This is a genomic window from Streptomyces nigra, from assembly GCF_003074055.1.
Taxonomy (GTDB): domain Bacteria; phylum Actinomycetota; class Actinomycetes; order Streptomycetales; family Streptomycetaceae; genus Streptomyces; species Streptomyces nigra.
Genome location: NZ_CP029043.1, coordinates 4310271 through 4327237, shown reverse-complemented (window position 1 = coordinate 4327237; position 16967 = coordinate 4310271). Strand labels below are relative to the sequence as shown.

The following is a 16967-nucleotide window of genomic DNA, read 5'->3' as shown; positions in this document are numbered from 1 at the left end:
GTCAGCCGAGGCCGATCGCCGCGCAGTCGGCCGCGTACTCGGGGGTGCAGATCTGGCGGACGGTGTAGACGCCGTCCGCCACGACCGTGTCCTCGATGTTCTTGCGGGTGACGGCGACCACCGTCTGCAGCGCGGCCGGGATGTCCTCGTGGCTGGGGCTGTCGACCAGGTCCTGGGTGAGGGCGTCGAAGGCGACGTCCCGGCCCTGGACCTTGTAGACGGCCATCCGGGCGGCGGTGGTCGCCTCCAGCTCGAACGGCTTGTAGACCGTCATGTACTGCTCCCCGGCGACGATCCGCTGGATGGCGTCCAGGTTCGCGTCCTGCCCGGTGACCGGCGGGACCTCGCCGACGCCGGCCTCCTTCAGCGCGTCGATGGCGGCGCCCGCCATGTCGTCGTTGGCCGAGTAGACCGCCGCGATGCCGTCGGCGCCGACGGCCGCGATGGCCTTGCGCATGTTCTCCTTGGCGGCCTCGGGCGACCACTTGCGGACGTCGTACTCCTTGACGATCTTCACATCGCCCTTGAGCTCGGTGACCGCGCCCCGCTTGAAGCGGGCGGTGTTCGGGTCGCCGGGGTCGCCGTGCATCATGACGACCTTGCTGTTCAGGGCGTTCGAGCCGAGGCGCTGGACGAGGGCGCGGGCCTGCACCTCGCCGACGAGCTCGTTGTCGTGGGAGACGTAGGCGTCGACGGGACCCTCGGCGAGCCGGTCGTAGGCGATCACCGGGATGCCCGCCTCCTTGGCCCGGCGCACGTCGGGTGCGATGGCTCTGGAGTCGACGGCGTCCACCAGGATCACGTCCACCCGGTCCGCGATCAGCTTCTGGAACTGGCGGCTCTGCCGCCGGGTGCTGGACTCGGCGTTGGCGTAGGCGACCTTGCCCCTGCCGTGGGTGAGGAGGGCGACCTCCTTCTTGATCAGCGGGTGGTCGAACCGTTCGAACCGCGCGGTGGTTTTGTCGGGCAGGAGCAGTCCGACGGTGAGGTCGTCGCCCTTGCCGGGTTCCTGGGAGCCGTCGTCGCCGCCCGCGATGCCGCCGACGGCACCGCAGGCGGCGAGGGACAGTGCCGCGGCGGCCGCGGCGACGGCCGTGCGGGCACGGCGTATGACGGGGCGGTGGGGGGTGCGAGCGTTCACTGCTGCCTTCCGAGCGGGTGGTGTGGGGATCCGGACGGCCGTGGTCACGGCGGGCGGGGCAGGTCGGGTCGCGCGGTGACCGGGGCGGTCTCCGCACGCGGTACGGGGGTCCGGTGGGGTCAGCCGGCGTACAGGGCCTCCACGTCGGCGGCGAAGTCCCGCATGATCGCGTCCCTGCGGAGCTTCATCGACGGTGTGAGGTGGCCGTCCAGCTCGGTGAAGTCCACCGGCAGGACGGCGAAGCGGCGGATCGACTCGGGCCGGGAGACCAGCTTGTTCGCCTCGTCCACGGCGCGCCCGAGGATGTCCCGCAGCTCCGGGTCGTCCAGGAGGAGTTCGGCGGGGACCGGGTGCCGGCCGTTCATCCGGCGCCAGTGGGTGACGCCGTCCATGTCGAGGGTGATCAGCGCGGCGACGTACGGGCGGCGGTCGCCGACGACCAGGCACTGCGAGATCAGCGGGTGGGAGCGCAGCCAGTTCTCCAGCGGGGCCGGGGCGACGCTCTTGCCGCCCGCGGTGATGAGGAGTTCCTTCTTGCGGCCGGTGATCGTCAGATAGCCCTCGTCGTCCAGGGCACCGATGTCGCCGGTGGCCAGCCATCCGTCGGCGGCCGCGGGGACCACACCGCCGGCCGCCGGGTCCCAGTAGCCGCGCAGCACGTGCTCGCCGGAGAGCAGGATCTCGCCGTCCGCGGCGATCCGGACGCGGGTGCCGGGCAGCGGCCAGCCGACCGTGCCGAGGCGGGGTTGGAGGGGCGGCGTCACGGTGGCCGCGCCGGTCGTCTCGGTGAGGCCGTAGCCCTCGTAGACCTCGATGCCGGCGCCCGCGTAGAAGGAGGCGAGCCGGCGGCCCAGCGGGGAGCCGCCGCAGATCGCGTACTTGACCCTGCCGCCCATCGCGTTGCGGATCCGCCGGTAGACGAGCGGGTCGTACATCGCGCGGGCCGCCTTGAGCGCGGTTCCCGGGCCGGGGCCGGTGCCGGACTGGCGGGCCTCCTGCGCCTCGCCCCAGCGCTCGGCGACGCGCGCGGCCCGGTCGAAGGTGGACGCCCGGCCGCCCGCCTCCGCCTTGGCGCGGGCGGAGTTGTAGACCTTCTCCAGCATGTACGGGATGGTCAGCAGACAGGTCGGCCGGAAGGCGGCGAGGTCCGGCAGCAGGTCCTCGGCCTTCAGGCTCGGCGCGTGGCCCAGCCGGACCCGGGCGCGCACACAGGCCACCGCCACCATCCGCCCGAACACATGGGACATCGGCAGGAAGAGCAGCACCGACGCCTCTTCGCTGGTCCGCGCCTTGAAGATCGGGTAGAGCAGTTCGACGGCGTTGTCGACCTCGGCGAAGAAGTTGCCGTGGGTCAGCGCGCAGCCCTTGGGCCGGCCGGTGGTGCCCGAGGTGTAGATCAGGGTGGCCAGGGTGTCGGGCACGAGCATGCCCCGCCGGACGGCCACCTCACCGTCGGACACCTCCTCCCCGGCCTCCGCCAGCCGGTCGACGTGCCCCTTGTCCATCACCCACAGGCTGCGCAGGTCGGGGACGCGGTCCAGTTCCGGGCCGAGGGCGTTCGCCTGGGCGACGGTCTCGGTGATGAGGGCGACGGCACCGGAGTCCTGGAGGATCCAGCGGGTCTGGAAGACGGAGGAGGTGGGGTAGATGGGGACCACCACCAGTCCGGCGGCCCAGGCGGCGAAGTCGAGGAGGGTCCACTCGTAGCGGGTGCGGGCCATGACGGCGATCCGGTCGCCGGGCATCAGCCCCTCGCCGATGAGCCCCTTCGCGACGGCCTGCACCTGCCCGGCGAACTCCGCCGCCGTGACGTCCGTCCAGTTCCCGTCGTCGTCCCGGCGGCTGAGGACCACCGCGTCCGGCACCGCGTCGGCGTTGTCGAAAGGCAGGTCGGCCAGCGAGCCGTGGGTCACGGGCGGGGCGAACGGCGGTACGTACGCCTCCCGTACGGCGCCGTTCAGCCGCCGGGTCTCCGGTCGCACCAGGGTCGGGCCCGGAGCGTCGTCGTAGGCGGCCGAGGGGGCGAAGGAGGGAAGCGGGGTGGACACGGGCGGCTCCTGCGGGCGTGCAGCGGGGGAATCGCTTGCTGCATGAGGTACGTGCCTCGCGCACCGTGGTGTTCACCTGCCGAGGCCTGCGGAAACGGCTTACCGCTGGTTAAGGGCTGTCCCGTGATTCCCGGTGGATCGGCGCGCGGCGTCGGATGCGGTGCATCGCAAGGCGGAGGGCCGTCCGCATACCGGATGTATGCGGACGATCCGACAACGCGGCGAGGTGCCGTAGCTGTCGTCGCGCGCCCGCCGGGAATTGCGGGACAGCCCTTAGGCACGCGATCGTACGGCGCGGGCGTGGGGACGTTGTGCGGGTTCGGCGGCGGTCCGGGGACGGGTATGTGCAACCTCGCGGGTTATGTGAGAAGTCCTCAGCTTCGCTCCACGATCGCGGTCACCCCCTGCCCGCCCGCGGCGCACACCGAGATCAGCCCCCGGCCGGGACCGCCGCGTTCGGCCAGCAGCGCGGCCAGCGTCGCCACGATCCGCGCGCCGGTGGCGGCGAAGGGATGGCCGGTGGCCAGGGAGGACCCGGCGACGTTCAGCCGGGCCCGGTCGACGGGGTCCAGGCCCCGCTTCTCCCAGGCCGCGAGGGTGGCCAGCACCTGGGAGGCGAATGCCTCGTGCACCTCGACGAGGTCGAAGTCGCCGAGGCCGAGACCGGCCCGCTCCAGCATGCGCGGGACGGCGTACGTGGGTGCCATCAGCAGCCCGTCCTCGCCGTCGGCCACATCGCCGTGCGGGAAGTCCACGGCGGCGGTCTCGTAGGCGGTGAGGTGGGCCAGCGGCTCCAGGCCCCGGGCGGCCGCCCACTCCTCGCTCGCCAGCAGCACGACGGCGGCCCCGTCGGTCAGCGGTGTCGAGTTGCCCGCCGTCATGGTGGGCGCGGGCCCGTCCAGGCCGAACACCGGCTTCAGCGCGGCGAGTTTTTCCGGGGTGGAGCCGGGGCGGAGGTTCTGGTCGCGGTCGAGCCCCCGGAAGGGGACGACGAGGTCCTGGAAGAAGCCCCGGTCGTAGGCGGCGGCCAGCCGCTGGTGGCTCGTCGCCGCCAGCTCGTCCTGGGCCTCGCGGCTGATGCCCCAGGCGCGGGCGGTGACGGCGGCGTGCTCCCCCATGGACAGGCCGGTGCGGGGCTCGGCGTTGCGCGGGATGTCGGGGACGAGGTGGCCGGGGCGCACCTTGGCGAGCGCCTTGAGGCGGGCGCCGAGCGACTTGGCACGGCGCGCCTCCAGCAGCACCTTGCGCAGGTCGTCGTTGACGCCGAGGGGCGCGTCGCTCGCGGTGTCGGCGCCGCCCGCGACGGCCGCCTCGGTCTGCCCGAGCGCGATCTTGTTGGCGGCGGCGACGACGGCCTGGAGGCCGGTGCCGCACGCCTGCTGGATGTCGTAGGCGGGGGTGCGCGGGTCGAGCCGGGAGCCGAGGACGGTCTCGCGGGCGAGGTTGAAGTCGCGGCTGTGCTTGAGGACGGCCCCGGCGACGAACTCGCCGACGGCTCCGGGCCCTTCGAGACCGTACCGTTCGACCAGGCCGTCGAGGGCGGCGGTGAGCATGTCCTGGTTGGAGGCGGTGGCGTAGGGGCCGTCGGAGCGGGCGAACGGGACACGGGTGCCGCCGATGATCGCGACGCGCCGGACCGCCGGGGCCAACAGGGCGCTCATATGCCTCACTCCTCACGTCCACGATGACTTACCTCCGGTAACCTTACTCCCGAGTCAGTTCCGGAGCGCACTGGGAGTCCCGCATGGCCGACCGCTATCTGAGCTTCACGGGGACCGCCCCCGGCCGGTTCCTCACCCGCCGCCTGGGCCTTCCCCGGCCCGCCCCGCTGCACCGCTGGTCGCCCGAGCGGCCCGAACTCGTCGGCGAACGGCTGCTGCTGACGGCCGGCAAGTCCGACCTCGACCTCGCGGCGGCGGACCTCGGCCTCACCACCGCACCCGCCGAGCACCCGGCCGCCGTCGTGCTCGACGCCACCGGGGTCAGGGACGTCGAGACGCTGGCCGAGGTGCACGCTGTCCTGCACCCCGTCGTACGGTCCGTGGCGGAGAGCGGCCGGATCGTCGTCCTCGGCGCGCCCCTCGACCCCACCGACCACCACCAGGCCGCCGTCCAGCAGGCCCTGGAGGGCTTCACCCGCTCCCTCGGCAAGGAGATCGGCCGGGGCAGGACGGTCAACCTGGTCCGGCTCACCGACGCCCGCGCCGCCGCGTCCACCCTCGCCTTCCTCCTCTCCCCCAAGTCGGCCTACGTCAGCGGCCAGGTCGTCGAGGTCGGCGCGCGGGAGGTCACCCCGCCCGACGACCCCGCCCGCCCGCTCGCCGGGCGCACCGCCCTGGTCACCGGCGCCGCCCGGGGCATCGGCGAGGCGGTCGCCGAGACCCTGGCCAGGGACGGCGCCCGGGTCGTCGTCCTCGACGTGCCGCAGGCCGAGGACGACGCCCGGCGGGTGGCGGACCGGCTCGGCGGCACCTCCCTCGCCCTGGACATCACCGCGCCCGACGCCGGTGAGCGGATCGCGGCGGCGCTGCCGGACGGGCTGGACGTCCTTGTCCACAACGCCGGGATCACCCGCGACCGGCGTCTGGTCAACATGCCCGCGGAGCGCTGGAACGCGGTCCTGGACGTCAACCTGGCGAGCGTGCTGCGCACCACGGACGCCCTGCTCGCGGCCGGCGCCCTGCGGACCGGCGGGCGGATCGTGGCGACGGCGTCCATCGCCGGGCTGGCGGGGAACGCCGGGCAGACCAACTACGGCGCGAGCAAGGCAGGGATCGCGGGGCTCGTCCGCGCCCTCGCGCCGCGCGCCCTCGACGGACACGGGGTGACCGTGAACGCGGTCGCACCGGGCTTCATCGAGACGAAGATGACCGCGGCGGTCCCGCTGTTCATCCGGGAGGCCGGGCGGCGGATGAACTCCCTCGCCCAGGGCGGCCTCCCGGCCGACGTCGCCGAGACGACCGCCTGGCTCGCGCACCCGGCCTCGGGCGCCGTCAACGGCCAGGTCGTCCGGGTGTGCGGCCAGAGCCTGCTGGGGGCGTGATGACGACCGTCCTGACCGGTGCGCCCCGGCTGCCCGCCCTGCTCGCCCGGGGCGCGGCGCTCTCCCCGTTCAAACGGCCGCGCCCGGACGCGGAGTTCCCCCGGACCCGGCTCGTGCTGCCCGGCGTCCGCGTCGATCCGGCGCGCCTCGCGGCGTACGAGGAGGTGTGCGGCTTCCCGGCGGGCGGGGGCTCGCTGCCCGTCACCTATCCGCATCTGCTCGGCTTCCCGCTGGCCATGCGGCTGATGAGCGCGCGGCAGTTCCCGCTGCCCCTGCTCGGACTCGTCCACACCTCCATCGAGCTCACCCGGCACACCGCGCTGCCCGCGTCGGGCACGTACGAGGTCGGGGTGCGCGTCGACCGGCTGGAGCCGCACCGCCGGGGCACCGAGGCGGTCGTGGTCACCGAGGTGCGGTCGGAGGACCGTCCCGTGTGGGAGTCGTCCAGCCGCTATCTGGCCCGCCACCGCACCGACGGCACGGCGTCCCCGGCACCGGCGGAGGACCTGGAGCCGCTGCCCGAGGTCGCCGAGTGGGAGGTCCCCGCGGACGTCGGACGCCGCTACGGCGCCGCCTCCGGGGACCGCAACCCCATCCATCTGCACCCGCTCACCGCCCGCCTGTTCGGCTTCCCGCGCGCGATCGCGCACGGCATGTGGACGGTGGCCCGCTGTCTGGCCGCGCACGGCACCCCGGACGCGGTGCGGGTGCGGGCCGGCTTCCGGGCTCCGGTGCTGCTGCCCGCGACGGTGACGTACGCCGCCGGGGACGGGCGGTTCGAGCTGCGCGGCGACGGCCGCCTCCACCTGGCCGGGGAGGTCTACCCGCTCGCCTCCTGAGCGAGGTCCGGCGGGGTCCAGCGCCGGCCCTCCATGAGGTCGCCCAGCCCGGCCCACGCGAAGTTCATCAGCGTGGCCGCCGCCTGGCGCGCGCTCACGCCCGGGGTGGTGTTGGCCCAGTCGGCCAGCGACTCGGCGGCGCCCACCAGGGCCTCGGCGACCCCGGCGACCTCGCTCTCGGGGAGGTCGGGGTCGCGGTGCGCCTCGCGGGCCGCGACCACGATCAGCTGCGTGACGAACTCGACGATGTCCGCGCGCATCGCGGCGACCTCGGAGGCGAACGGCTCGCCGTGGGTGCGGGCCTGCAGATGCAGCACGGACCAGGCGTCCGGGTAGTGCGAGGTGTGGGTGAAGAACGCCCGCAGCCCGTCCCACAGCTGCCGGTCGGCGGGCAGCTCGGGCCGGATGCCGGACCGGATGGCCGCGACGAGCGCGGCCGACTCCCGCCGGATGCAGGCGGTGAAGAGGTCTTCCTTGGAGTTCAGGTAGAGGTACACCAACGGCTTGGAGACGCCCGCGAGTTCGGCGACCTCGTCCATCGACGCGGCCATGTACCCGCGCCGGCCGAAGGTCCGCACGGCGGCGTCCAGCATCTGCTGCTCACGGACGGCCCGTGGCATCCGTTTGGTCTTCACGGCACCCATGGCGCTCAGCGTACGGGCCGGGCGGGAGATCCCGCCCGGCCCGTCGCCAACCGGCGGTCCTACTCGTCGCCGGCCCGGTCCTCGGCGAGCCGCGCCACCCGGTCCGCCCACGGCTGGGCGTCGGCGGCCGGCAGCGCCGTCAGCCGCGGCAGCAGCTGCGCGGTGAGCAGCGTCGACAGCGCCGAGCTGTCGGCACCCGAACCGTCGGTGCGCACCACCACCGGCTGCGGGGCCCGCCCGGCGAGCTTCGCGCCCACCTCCAGACGGCGCCGCGCCAGTTCGTACTGGAGCACGGCCCGGTTGTCGCGGTACGCCTTGGCGAGGGCGCGCTGGGCGCGGGCCTCGTTCTCGGCGGCGATGAGACCGCTGCGGCCCCGCGTCTCGATCTCGAACCGCACCCGCTGGGCGTTGGTCTCCTGCTCCTCCAGCAGCTGGGCGACCTCCTCGCGGGCCCGGTTCAGCGCGGCCCTGACCTCGACGATCCGGGCGTCGCGCACCTTCTTGGCCCGCTCGATGTCCATGCCGAGCTGGTCGATACGGCGCTTGCGGACCAGGCCCCACTCCTGCTCGTAGGCCGTGCGCTCCTTGGCGACCCGCTCCCGGGTGGCCAGGTGCTGCTGGTACTGCGTCGGCAGTTGCACGTCCGGGATGTTGCAGCCGGTGATGCGCACGCCGTAGCCGGAGAGCTGGCGGTTGAGCAGCTCCTGCATGTCGGCCACGTCCGAGCCGCGCAGGTCGTACGCCCGCTCGGTGCGCATCTTGCGGGCGCGCTGGCGGATGGCGTCCTGCACGGCGCTGGAGAGCACCAGGTCGAAGTTGCCCGCGCCGATCGTGCGGACGAACAGCACGGCGTCGGTGATGCGGAACTTCAGGAAGAACTCGATGGAGCGCAGCGGCACGTTCTCCTGCGTCGGGCAGGCCATCACCGGTGCCGAGTACGGGATCTCGGTGGCGGTGTCGACGACGAAGTCGACCCGGGACCAGGGGTGCCACAGGTAGTGCCGGCCGGCGTCGAGGGTGCGTACGACGGCGCCGTAGCGGGTCAGGACGCCGTTGGTGCCCTGCTCGATCTCGACGATGGAGGAGCGCCACCACCACAGGACGCCGATCAGCACCAGCACGACGCCGCCGGCGTAGGACAGACCGGCCAGGGTGCCGTAGGCGAGGTCCCCGGCGGCCGACTCGGCGTCGGCCCCGGCCAGGGACAGCGTCACGCCCATGAGCAGGGAGTAGACGCCGAGCCACAGCGGCAGCATCCACCACACCCGGCGGCGGTGCCGGGGGATGATGACCGGGATCAGGGTGTCGGCCTCGCCGCCGCGCAGCAGCCGGGCGATGTCGGTCCAGGGCGCGACGGCCTCGGAGATGACCGACCGGCGGTGGGTTCGTACGGTGCTCACTGGGCGGCCTCCTCGGAGAGCTCGGTGTCGTCGGCCGCTTCGGCCGGTCCTGGTACGTCGGGCACCTCGACCACGGTGGGCCGGTCGGCGGCCAGCAGCGCGCCGATCTCCTCCTCGCGGGCGGCGATCCGCGCCGACACCTCGCCGAGCCGGGAACGGACGGCGGCCATGTCGGCGTCGCTGAACAGCTCGGTGCCGCGTTCGCCGACCAGTTCGCGGGCCAGCTCCAGGAAGTCGATGCCGGCGCCGTCGGCGGTGCCGCCGATGCGCACCAGCCGGGGCAGATGGTCGGCGACCTCCTCCAGGGTGTCCAGGACCTGCTGCTGGTAGCGGTACTCCAGGATCTCCGGGGCCTCCGCCGCGGTCACCGCGCGGATGTCGAGGGCCTGCGCCTCCAGGAGGGCCGCGTTGGCCTTCGCCTCCGACTCGGCCTGGACGTAGCGCTGGCGGGCCAGGGCCTCGGCGCGGTTGGTCTCGCGCTCCACGGCCGTGTCCATCTGCGCCTGGTACTGGGCGATGTCGGCCTGGATCGCGGAGAGCGTCTCCTGGCTGGAGGCGAGCTCCCGGCTCAGGTCGCCCTCGTCCTGCTCCTTGCGCAGCTGGAGCGCGTACTCGTGGGTGTACGCCTCCTTGGCCATCCGGACCATCTCGGGTGCCGCGAGGTCCATGCGGTAGCGCTGGTCGGACGGTTCGGCGTGGGTGATGTTGGCGTTGGTCAGCTCGACGGCCGGACGGAACTGCTGGTTGAGCTGCTCCAGGAGCCGGCCGGTGTCCTCGCCGACCATGTCGTAGATCCCGGCGGCCTCCTGCTCGTAGATGAGGCTGCGGATCGTCTCGCTGACGGCGTTGCTCAGCTTCTCCTCGAAGCCGCGCACCGCGCCGAGGGTGTACCCGAACTCGGTGGGGTCGCTGATCCGGAACTGGATGAACAGGTCGATCGACGCCTTCACCCCGCCCCGGGTCGGGGCCTCGCGCACCGGCGCGTTGAACGGGTACTCACGGGTGGTGTTGACGATGTACGACACCCGCTTCCAGGGGCTCAGCAGCACGACCCGGCCCGGTCCGACGACCTTCTCCAGCTTGCCGAACCGGGTGATCAGCGCCTGCGAGCCGTCCGGCACCATCACCATGCCCTGCCGCCACCACACGAAGGCGACCGCGGCGAGCGAGATGATCCAGTAGTGCACGCCGAACAGGGGGTTCGTCAGCACGTCGGCCCCGGCGGCCCCCACGATCGAGGCGCCCACGGCCCCCACGACGAGCAGGCTCAGCACCGGCAGCATGGAGAGGAACGAACGGCCCTTCGGCAGCACCATCGGGCAGATGGAGTGCACCACCTCGCCGCCCTCGCGCTCCTGCTCGCTGCGGCCGAGCGCCTCGCCGGCCTCGTCCAGCGGCACCGTCTTCTGCCGCATGACGGTGGCGGTCGAACCGCCCTGCTCCCGGGCGGCCGGGAAGTCGGCCGGGTCGATGTTCCAGCCCTGGGCCTCGTACTCGCCGCCGCCGTCCTGCCCGGCTCCCCGGCCGCCCGCCTGGCGGCGCAGTTCCTCCTGCGCGGCCCTGCGTGGATCGGTGCCCGAGGCGACCGCCTCGGCCACGCGTCGTGCGCTCGCCTTCGCGCGCCCTCGTGCCACAGTTCCCCCTTTGCGTTGCTGTGCCGGGCGCTTGTGCGGGCCCGGCGTGATCTCCGTCGTGATCCCCGCGGTGATCTCCGGCGTGATCTCCGGCGTGAGTCAAGCCATCCCACACCATGGGTCCGGAACAGCGTAAGGGGGGTGTACCGGGGCGTTACCGGACGGTAGTGGCAGGGGCTCCCCCTCCCCGGACGTCTGGTGCATGCGCACTAGGGGCGGCGGCACTTGGTCCGGACGCACCAGACGACGACGGGCACGGGGGACGATGCCCGGCGAAGCGCCCGGCGGGAGCGTGGGAGGTGCGCGAGAACCGCGCGTCTCCCGACTGCGAACAGGACTCCCATGACCACGACCGTCCTCGACCCGCCCGGCCCGGTGCGCCTCGGCAGACTGCCGATCGGCGCGCTCGGCGTCCTCGCGCTCGCCCTCGGCACCCTGCAGTCCGTGGTGGAGCCCGCGCTGCCGCTGCTCCAGCGGGAGCTGGGCGTCACACCGTCCCAAGGGGCCCTGGTCGCCAACACGTTACTGGTGACCGGCGCCGTCCTCACGCCCGTCGCGGGCAAGCTCGGCGACCGCTACGGCGGCAAGCGGGTGCTTCTCCGGCTGATGGCGCTGGTGTCGGCCGGCGGGCTGCTGGCCGCGTTGGCGCCCGGCCTGCCGGTGCTCCTGCTCGGTCAGCTGCTGCAGGGCGCCATGGTGGGCGCGCTGCCCCTCTCCTTCATCCTGGTGCGCACCCGTCTCCCGGCGCACCGGTCGCAGGCGGCCGTCGGCGTCGTCGTCGCGCTCTTCACGGGCGGCGGCACGGTCGGCACACTGGTCGCCGGACCGATCGCCGAACACCTCTCCTGGCACTGGATGTTCGCGCTGCCGACGATCGTGGTCGCCGCGGCGGCCCACGTCGTCGCCCGGACCGTGCCGGACGATCCGCCGGCCGCGTCGGACGACCGGATCGACTGGCCCGGTGTGCTGCTCCTGACCGGCACCCTGCTCGCGTTCATGGTCGGCCTCGTGACCGTGGCCGACGGAAGTCTGCCGCCTCTCGCGGCCGGGGCCGTCGCGGTGGGCGTGGCCGGGCTCGCTGCCGGCTGGGTGGCAGTCGAACGCCGGTCGGCCGCGCCGATGGTCGATCTGCGGCTGCTGGCCCGGCCCGCGATGGTCCAGGCCGTCCTGCTCACCCTGGTCGTCACGACCGCGTTCGGCATGGTCGCGTTCCTGGTCCCGCAGTTGTTCGCGGTGCCCGGCGACGGCTACGGGTTCGCGGCGGGCACCACCGCCATCGGTCTGTTCCTGCTGCCCGGCGCGCTGGCCGGTGCGGCGAGCGACGCGGTCGGCGGGGTCGCGGCCCGGTGGTTCGGCCCGCGTGCCGTGGTCGTCGCGGGCACGGTCGTCACCGCCGCCACGATGACCGCCCTGGCCTTCCGGCACTCCGAGTCCTGGCAGCTCGTCCTGGCGAAGGTGCTGACCGCGGTCGCGGCGGGCGCCGCCACCACCGCGCTGCTGTCCGGCACCGTCACCGCCGTCCCGGCCCGGGACACCGGTATCGCGACGAGTCTGCTCGTGGTGACCCGGGTGATCGGGGTGGCCGTCGGCGCCCAGCTCGCCGCCGCGCTGCTGGGCGCCGGTGCCGACCCGGTGACCGGGGCGCCCTCCGAGTCGGCCTTCGCGACCGGGTTCGCGGTCGCCGGACTGACCGCCGCCCTGTCCCTGATCGTCGTCCGTCTCACCCGGAAGGGAGCCCGCTCATGACCGCGCGGCCCACCGTCCTGATCTCCGGAGCCGGCGTCGCCGGACTCGCCCTGGCCCACTGGCTGCACCGCGCCGGGCACGCGGTCACCGTCGTCGAGAAGGCGGACGGCCCCCGCGACGGCGGCTACCCGGTCGACCTGCGCGGTACGGCGGTGGAGGTCGCCCGCCGGACGGGCGTCCTGCCCCGGCTGCGGGAGGCCCGGGTCGACATGCGGCGCGCCACGTTCCTACGGGCCGACGGCGGCGAGGTCGCCTCGGTCCCCGCGCGTGCCGTGGCGGGCGGCACCGGCGCCGACCACGTCGAGGTACGGCGCGGGGACCTGACCGCCGCCCTGTACGCGGGGGTCCGCGACGACGTGGAGTTCCTGTTCGGCGACCGCGCCGACGTCCTCGACGACTCCGGACACGGGGTGGACGTCACGTTCCGCGGCGGAGACCGGCGTACGTTCGGCCTGGTGGTCGGCGCCGACGGCGTCCACTCGGCGACCCGGGAGGCCGTGTTCGGCACCGAGGAGGGGTTCCACCACTACCTGGGCCACTGCTTCGGCATCTACACCATGCCGAACACCCTCGGTCTCTCCCACGAGTTGGCGATGTGGAACGCCCCGGGCCGGGCGGCGGCGCTGTACGCGACCGGGGGCGCCGGGGAGGACCTGCACGCCTTCCTCACCTTCCACCGGCCCACGCCGCCCGGCGCCCCGGTCCACCGGGAGGCGCTCGCCGAGGTCTTCGCGGACGCCGGCTGGGAGGTCCCCCGGATGCTGGACGCCCTGCGTGACGCGGACGACCTGTTCGCGGACACGGCCGGGCAGATCCGGATGCCCCGCTGGTCCCGGGGGCGCGTCGCCCTGGTCGGGGACGCCGCGTACGCGCCCTCGTTCCTCACCGGGCAGGGCACGAGCCTGGCCCTCGCAGGCGCCTACACGCTGGCCCGCGCCCTGTCCGCACACCGGGACCCCGCCAGGGCCTTCGCCGCGTACGAGCGGGTCACCCGCCCGTACGTCACCGCCAACCAGGCGCTGGCCGAGGACGGTGGGGCGAGCCTCTTCCCCACGACGGCGGAGGCCCTGGAGCGGCGCGACGCGAGGCTGCGCAGCCTCGCCACCCTGCCCCCGCCCCCGGCCCGCCCCGCCTACTCGGCACTGGCCCTACCCGACTGGGGCGTGACCCGGGCCAGGCCCGTCCGGTAGGCGACGACGACGAGCTGGGCCCGGTCGCGCGCCTCCAGCTTGGTCATGGCCCGCTGCACATGGGCGCGCACGGTGAAGGGGCTGAGGAACATCCGCTCGGCGATCTCCTGGTTGGACAGGCCGGTCGCGACCAGGGCGACCATCTCGCGCTCGCGCGGGGTGAGCAGGGCCAGCCGCTCCGACTCGTGCGCCGGCGGGTCGTCCGGGGTGGCCAGGAACCGGGCGACCAGGGAGCGCGTCGCCGCGGGTGACAGCAGGGTGTCCCCCGCGGCGATCGTCCGTACGGCGTCCGCGAGTTCCTCCGCGCCTATGCCCTTGCCGATGAACCCGCCGGCACCCGCGCGCAGCGCCTGAGCGACGTGCTCGTCGGTCTCGTAGGTGGTGAGGATCAGGACGCGGGTGTCGCGCAGAGCCGGGTCTGCGCAGATCTCCGCCGTGGCGGCGAGGCCGTCCACCTCGGGCATCCGGATGTCCATGACGACGACGTCGGGGCGCAGTTCACGGGCGAGCCGTACCGCCTCCCGCCCGTCACCGGCCTCACCGGCCACGGTGATGTCCCCGGCGCTCTCCAGCAGCATCCGGAAGGCACCGCGCAACAGCGCCTGATCGTCGGCGAGCAGCACCCGGTATGTCATGCCGCACCGCCGGGAATCCCAGGAGCCGGAAGCCGGGCCGTGACGAGGAAGCCGCCCTCTGGACGCCGCCCCGCCGAGAGATCGCCCCCGACCGCCGTGGCCCGCTCCCGCATCCCGATGAGGCCGTACCCGGGCGGCCGTTCCGGTGCCCCGCCCCCGCCCGGTCCGTCGTCGGCGACGGTGATGGTCACGCGGTCGCGGTGCCAGATGAGGGCGATCCGGGCCCTGCCGGTGCGGGCGTGCTTGGTCACGTTGGTCAGCGCCTCCTGCACGATGCGGTACGCGGTGAGGTCCACGCCGGGCAGCAGCGGACGGACCGTGCCCTCCTCGCGCACGGCCACCTCCAGTCCGGCCCGGCGGAAGGTCTGCAGGAGTTCCGGGAGTTGAGCCATGCCCGGGGCCGGTTCGGCGGGGTCGGCGGTGTCGCCGGTCTGGCGCAGCAGGCCGACCGTCACGCGCAGTTCGTCGAGGGCCTGGCCGGTGGTCGCGACGACGTCCCGCAGGCTGGTGCGCGACTGGTCCGGGCGGGTGTCGAAGAACTGGGCGGCGACCTGGGCCTGCGCGTTGGCCAGGGTGATCTGGTGGGCGACGAGGTCGTGCAACTCCCGCGCGATCCGCACCCGTTCCTCCGCCACCCGGCGGCGCGCCTCGGCCTCCCGGCTCTCCTCGGCGCGCGCCGCCCGCTCCTCCACGGCCGCGAGATACGCCCGCCGGTGACGCACCGCCTGCCCGACGACCCCGGCCACCAGCGGGGACGCCCCGACCACCCCCATCCTGCCGGCGTCCTTCCACGACAGGTCCCCGGTGAGGGGCACGGAGGCGAGCAGCAGCGCGGCGGCGGCGAGGGAGACGGCGCCGGCCGCACGCCGTTCGGTGGGGGCGGCGAGCACCCAGGCGTAGGCGGCGATCAGGGCGGGGGCCACGATGGGCGGGGTGAGCAGCAGCCCCAGGGGCTGCACCAGCACCCCCACGGCGGTGGTGCCCGCCAGCGCCGCGAGGGGCGCCCGGCGCCGCACCGGCAGCACCGCGCAGGAGGCCAGGGCGACGAGGTATGCGGCGGCGGGCGGCGCGGTGAGTGTGTCGTCGACCTGGATCGTGCCGCCGAGCAGGCACAGCACGCCCACCGCCGCCACGAGCGCGGCCTCCCGCCACCGCGCGGTGCGCGGTAACGGGAGGCCGGTGTCCGTGGCGGTCATGACGCGCTCAGGGCCGCGAGTGCATTGCTCAGCCCTGTGCCCGGGCGGCGTCGTCGACGTCGTCCTCCTGGCTGCGGCTGGCCTCCAGGTTCGACTTCATCCGGTCGACCCGCTGCACGATCCCGGCGGAGGCGCGGTCGCGTTCCTTGCGCAGGACGACGAAGCTGATCGGCGCCGAGAGCAGCAGAGCGAGCAGGATCATCCAGATGCCGTTGGAGGCGCCGAAGCCGCGCGGGACGATGCCGGTGTAGACGAGGCCCCAGACGACCACGAAGCAGCCCACGAAGACCCCGAGGCGCATCAGCGTGTAGCGGAGCATCTCAATCCACTCTTCCGTCAACAGTACGAACATTCCCAGAGGGCATCGTCCAGTGAAGCACGTCCGGGTCCCGATCTTGCAGGGGGCCCTCAGCCGAGCGGCAGCAGCATGATGACGTCGTCGCGGTCGTCGCCGGGCGCGACACGGATCGCCCCGGGGACGCGGCCGACCTCCTTGTAGCCGCAGGAGCCGTAGAACCGCTCCAGGCCGAGGCCGCCCCGGCAGGTGAGCCGGATCGCCTCGATGCCGTCGAGGCCGCGGGCGGCGTCCTCGGCGGCGGCGAGCAGGTCGCGGCCGTACCCCTTGCCCTGGTGGCGGGGGTGCACCATCACCGTGTAGAGCCACAGCCAGTGCGTCATCAGCCGGTGCGTGTTGTGGGTGAGGAAGGCGGCCGCGGCGATCCGGCCGTCCTCGTCGTGCCCGACGAGCAGCCGGGTACGGCCCTCCGCCATCGCGACCAGGTGCTTGACCAGCTCCGGCCGCACCGCCTCGGTCGTCACCGGCGGCACGAACCCGACGGAGCCGCCCGCGTTGGAGACGTCGGTCCACAGGTCGAGGATGCCGTCGCGCAGTTCGGCCGTGACGGCGGGATCCAGGGTGAAAGTAAGGGACACCCCAGCATCGTAGCCCTTACTCCAGCAGGCGCGCCGCCACTTTCAGATCGGAAAGGAGCCCGTCGTAGGCCGACTCCCGATCGTCCGCGCGCAGCACGGACGACGGGTGAACGGTGGGCACCAGCCGCTCCCTGCGCCCGTGGATCTCCTCCTCCGGCACGGTCCCGCGCACCTGCGTGACCCGGAACGACGAGCCGAGCAGCGCCTTCCCGGCGCTCGCGCCCAGCAGCACGATCAGCTCCGGCTCGACGACGGCCCGTTCGGCGGCCGGCCAGGGCGCGCACGCCGTCATCTCGCGCAGCGTCGGCGCCTTGTGGATACGGCGCTTGCGCGGCTCGGCGCGGGTGAACTTGAAGTGCTTGACCGCGTTGGTGACATACGCCTCGCCCGGGTCGATCCCGGCCTCGGCGAGCGCCCGGTCGAGCAGTTTCCCGGCGGGCCGACGAAGGGCCTGCCCTGCCGGTCCTCCTGGTCGCCGGGCCGCTCACCGACGAGCATCACGCGCGCGTGGCGTCACC

14 protein-coding genes and 1 pseudogene are annotated in these 16967 nt (G+C 73.9%); 4 read left to right on the top strand and 11 right to left on the bottom strand.

All coding sequences use genetic code 11. The annotated features are described in order from the left end of the window. Position 1 precedes the first annotated feature (1 nt). The 3 genes from DC008_RS20115 to DC008_RS20105 all read right to left on the bottom strand — a co-directional run bounded on the left by DC008_RS20115 (position 2) and on the right by DC008_RS20105 (position 4850). Positions 2 to 1141 (bottom strand): sugar ABC transporter substrate-binding protein, encoded by a 1140-nt coding sequence (locus DC008_RS20115; RefSeq protein WP_108708164.1) that lies wholly within the window; start codon positions 1139 to 1141, stop codon positions 2 to 4. Positions 1142 to 1260: 119 nt separating this feature from the next. Continuing rightward, entirely contained in the window at positions 1261 to 3189 is a 1929-nt protein-coding gene (locus tag DC008_RS20110) for an AMP-dependent synthetase/ligase (RefSeq protein ID WP_108708163.1), read from the bottom strand. 374 nt (positions 3190 to 3563) lie between these two features. Continuing rightward, positions 3564 to 4850, bottom strand: a complete 1287-nt coding sequence (locus DC008_RS20105) for an acetyl-CoA C-acetyltransferase (protein ID WP_108708162.1) — start codon at positions 4848 to 4850, stop codon at positions 3564 to 3566. An 83-nt stretch (positions 4851 to 4933) separates the two neighbouring features. Here DC008_RS20105 and DC008_RS20100 point away from each other — a divergent pair, with 83 nt between their 5' ends. Further along, entirely contained in the window at positions 4934 to 6232 is a 1299-nt protein-coding gene (locus DC008_RS20100; protein WP_108708161.1) for a 3-oxoacyl-ACP reductase, read from the top strand. After that, positions 6232 to 7071 carry a MaoC/PaaZ C-terminal domain-containing protein gene (locus DC008_RS20095; protein ID WP_108708160.1) on the top strand — a complete coding sequence of 280 codons (840 nt, stop codon included), beginning with the start codon at positions 6232 to 6234 and terminating at the stop codon, positions 7069 to 7071. Before DC008_RS20100 ends, DC008_RS20095 begins: the two co-directional genes overlap by 1 nt. On the opposite strand, the gene DC008_RS20090 is transcribed toward DC008_RS20095, so the two are convergent. From DC008_RS20090 to DC008_RS20080, 3 genes are read right to left on the bottom strand one after another with little or no spacing between them, the layout of a single operon-like run. Next, positions 7053 to 7715 carry a TetR/AcrR family transcriptional regulator gene (locus DC008_RS20090; protein WP_108708159.1) on the bottom strand — a complete coding sequence of 221 codons (663 nt, stop codon included), beginning with the start codon at positions 7713 to 7715 and terminating at the stop codon, positions 7053 to 7055. The genes DC008_RS20095 and DC008_RS20090 overlap by 19 nt on opposite strands. Before the next feature lie 59 nt (positions 7716 to 7774). Then, positions 7775 to 9115 carry an SPFH domain-containing protein gene (locus DC008_RS20085; protein WP_108708158.1) on the bottom strand — a complete coding sequence of 447 codons (1341 nt, stop codon included), beginning with the start codon at positions 9113 to 9115 and terminating at the stop codon, positions 7775 to 7777. Further along, complete coding sequence (locus DC008_RS20080; RefSeq protein WP_108708157.1) at positions 9112 to 10749, bottom strand: SPFH domain-containing protein; 1638 nt, start codon at positions 10747 to 10749, stop codon at positions 9112 to 9114. Before DC008_RS20080 ends, DC008_RS20085 begins: the two co-directional genes overlap by 4 nt. A gap of 342 nt (positions 10750 to 11091) precedes the next feature. Here DC008_RS20080 and DC008_RS20075 point away from each other — a divergent pair, with 342 nt between their 5' ends. Further along, entirely contained in the window at positions 11092 to 12495 is a 1404-nt protein-coding gene (locus DC008_RS20075) for an MFS transporter (RefSeq protein WP_108708156.1), read from the top strand. Continuing rightward, positions 12492 to 13685, top strand: coding sequence for an FAD-dependent monooxygenase (locus DC008_RS20070; RefSeq protein WP_108708155.1), 1194 nt, complete (start codon positions 12492 to 12494; stop codon positions 13683 to 13685). The genes DC008_RS20075 and DC008_RS20070 overlap by 4 nt, the downstream gene beginning before the upstream one ends. Here DC008_RS20070 and DC008_RS20065 read toward each other — a convergent pair. The 5 genes and pseudogenes from DC008_RS20065 to DC008_RS20045 form a co-directional block, all read right to left on the bottom strand. After that, complete coding sequence (locus DC008_RS20065; protein ID WP_108708154.1) at positions 13628 to 14320, bottom strand: response regulator transcription factor; 693 nt, start codon at positions 14318 to 14320, stop codon at positions 13628 to 13630. The genes DC008_RS20070 and DC008_RS20065 overlap by 58 nt on opposite strands. Further along, positions 14317 to 15516, bottom strand: a complete 1200-nt coding sequence (locus DC008_RS20060; RefSeq protein ID WP_108708153.1) for a sensor histidine kinase — start codon at positions 15514 to 15516, stop codon at positions 14317 to 14319. The genes DC008_RS20065 and DC008_RS20060 overlap by 4 nt, the downstream gene beginning before the upstream one ends. 28 nt (positions 15517 to 15544) lie before the next feature. Then, entirely contained in the window at positions 15545 to 15835 is a 291-nt protein-coding gene (locus DC008_RS20055) for a DUF4229 domain-containing protein (protein ID WP_055622643.1), read from the bottom strand. An 89-nt stretch (positions 15836 to 15924) separates the two neighbouring features. Then, positions 15925 to 16449, bottom strand: coding sequence for a GNAT family N-acetyltransferase (locus tag DC008_RS20050; protein WP_108708152.1), 525 nt, complete (start codon positions 16447 to 16449; stop codon positions 15925 to 15927). 16 nt (positions 16450 to 16465) lie between these two features. Next, positions 16466 to 16899: pseudogene (locus DC008_RS20045) on the bottom strand (uracil-DNA glycosylase family protein); the annotation flags it as partial. Positions 16900 to 16967: the final 68 nt, after the last annotated feature.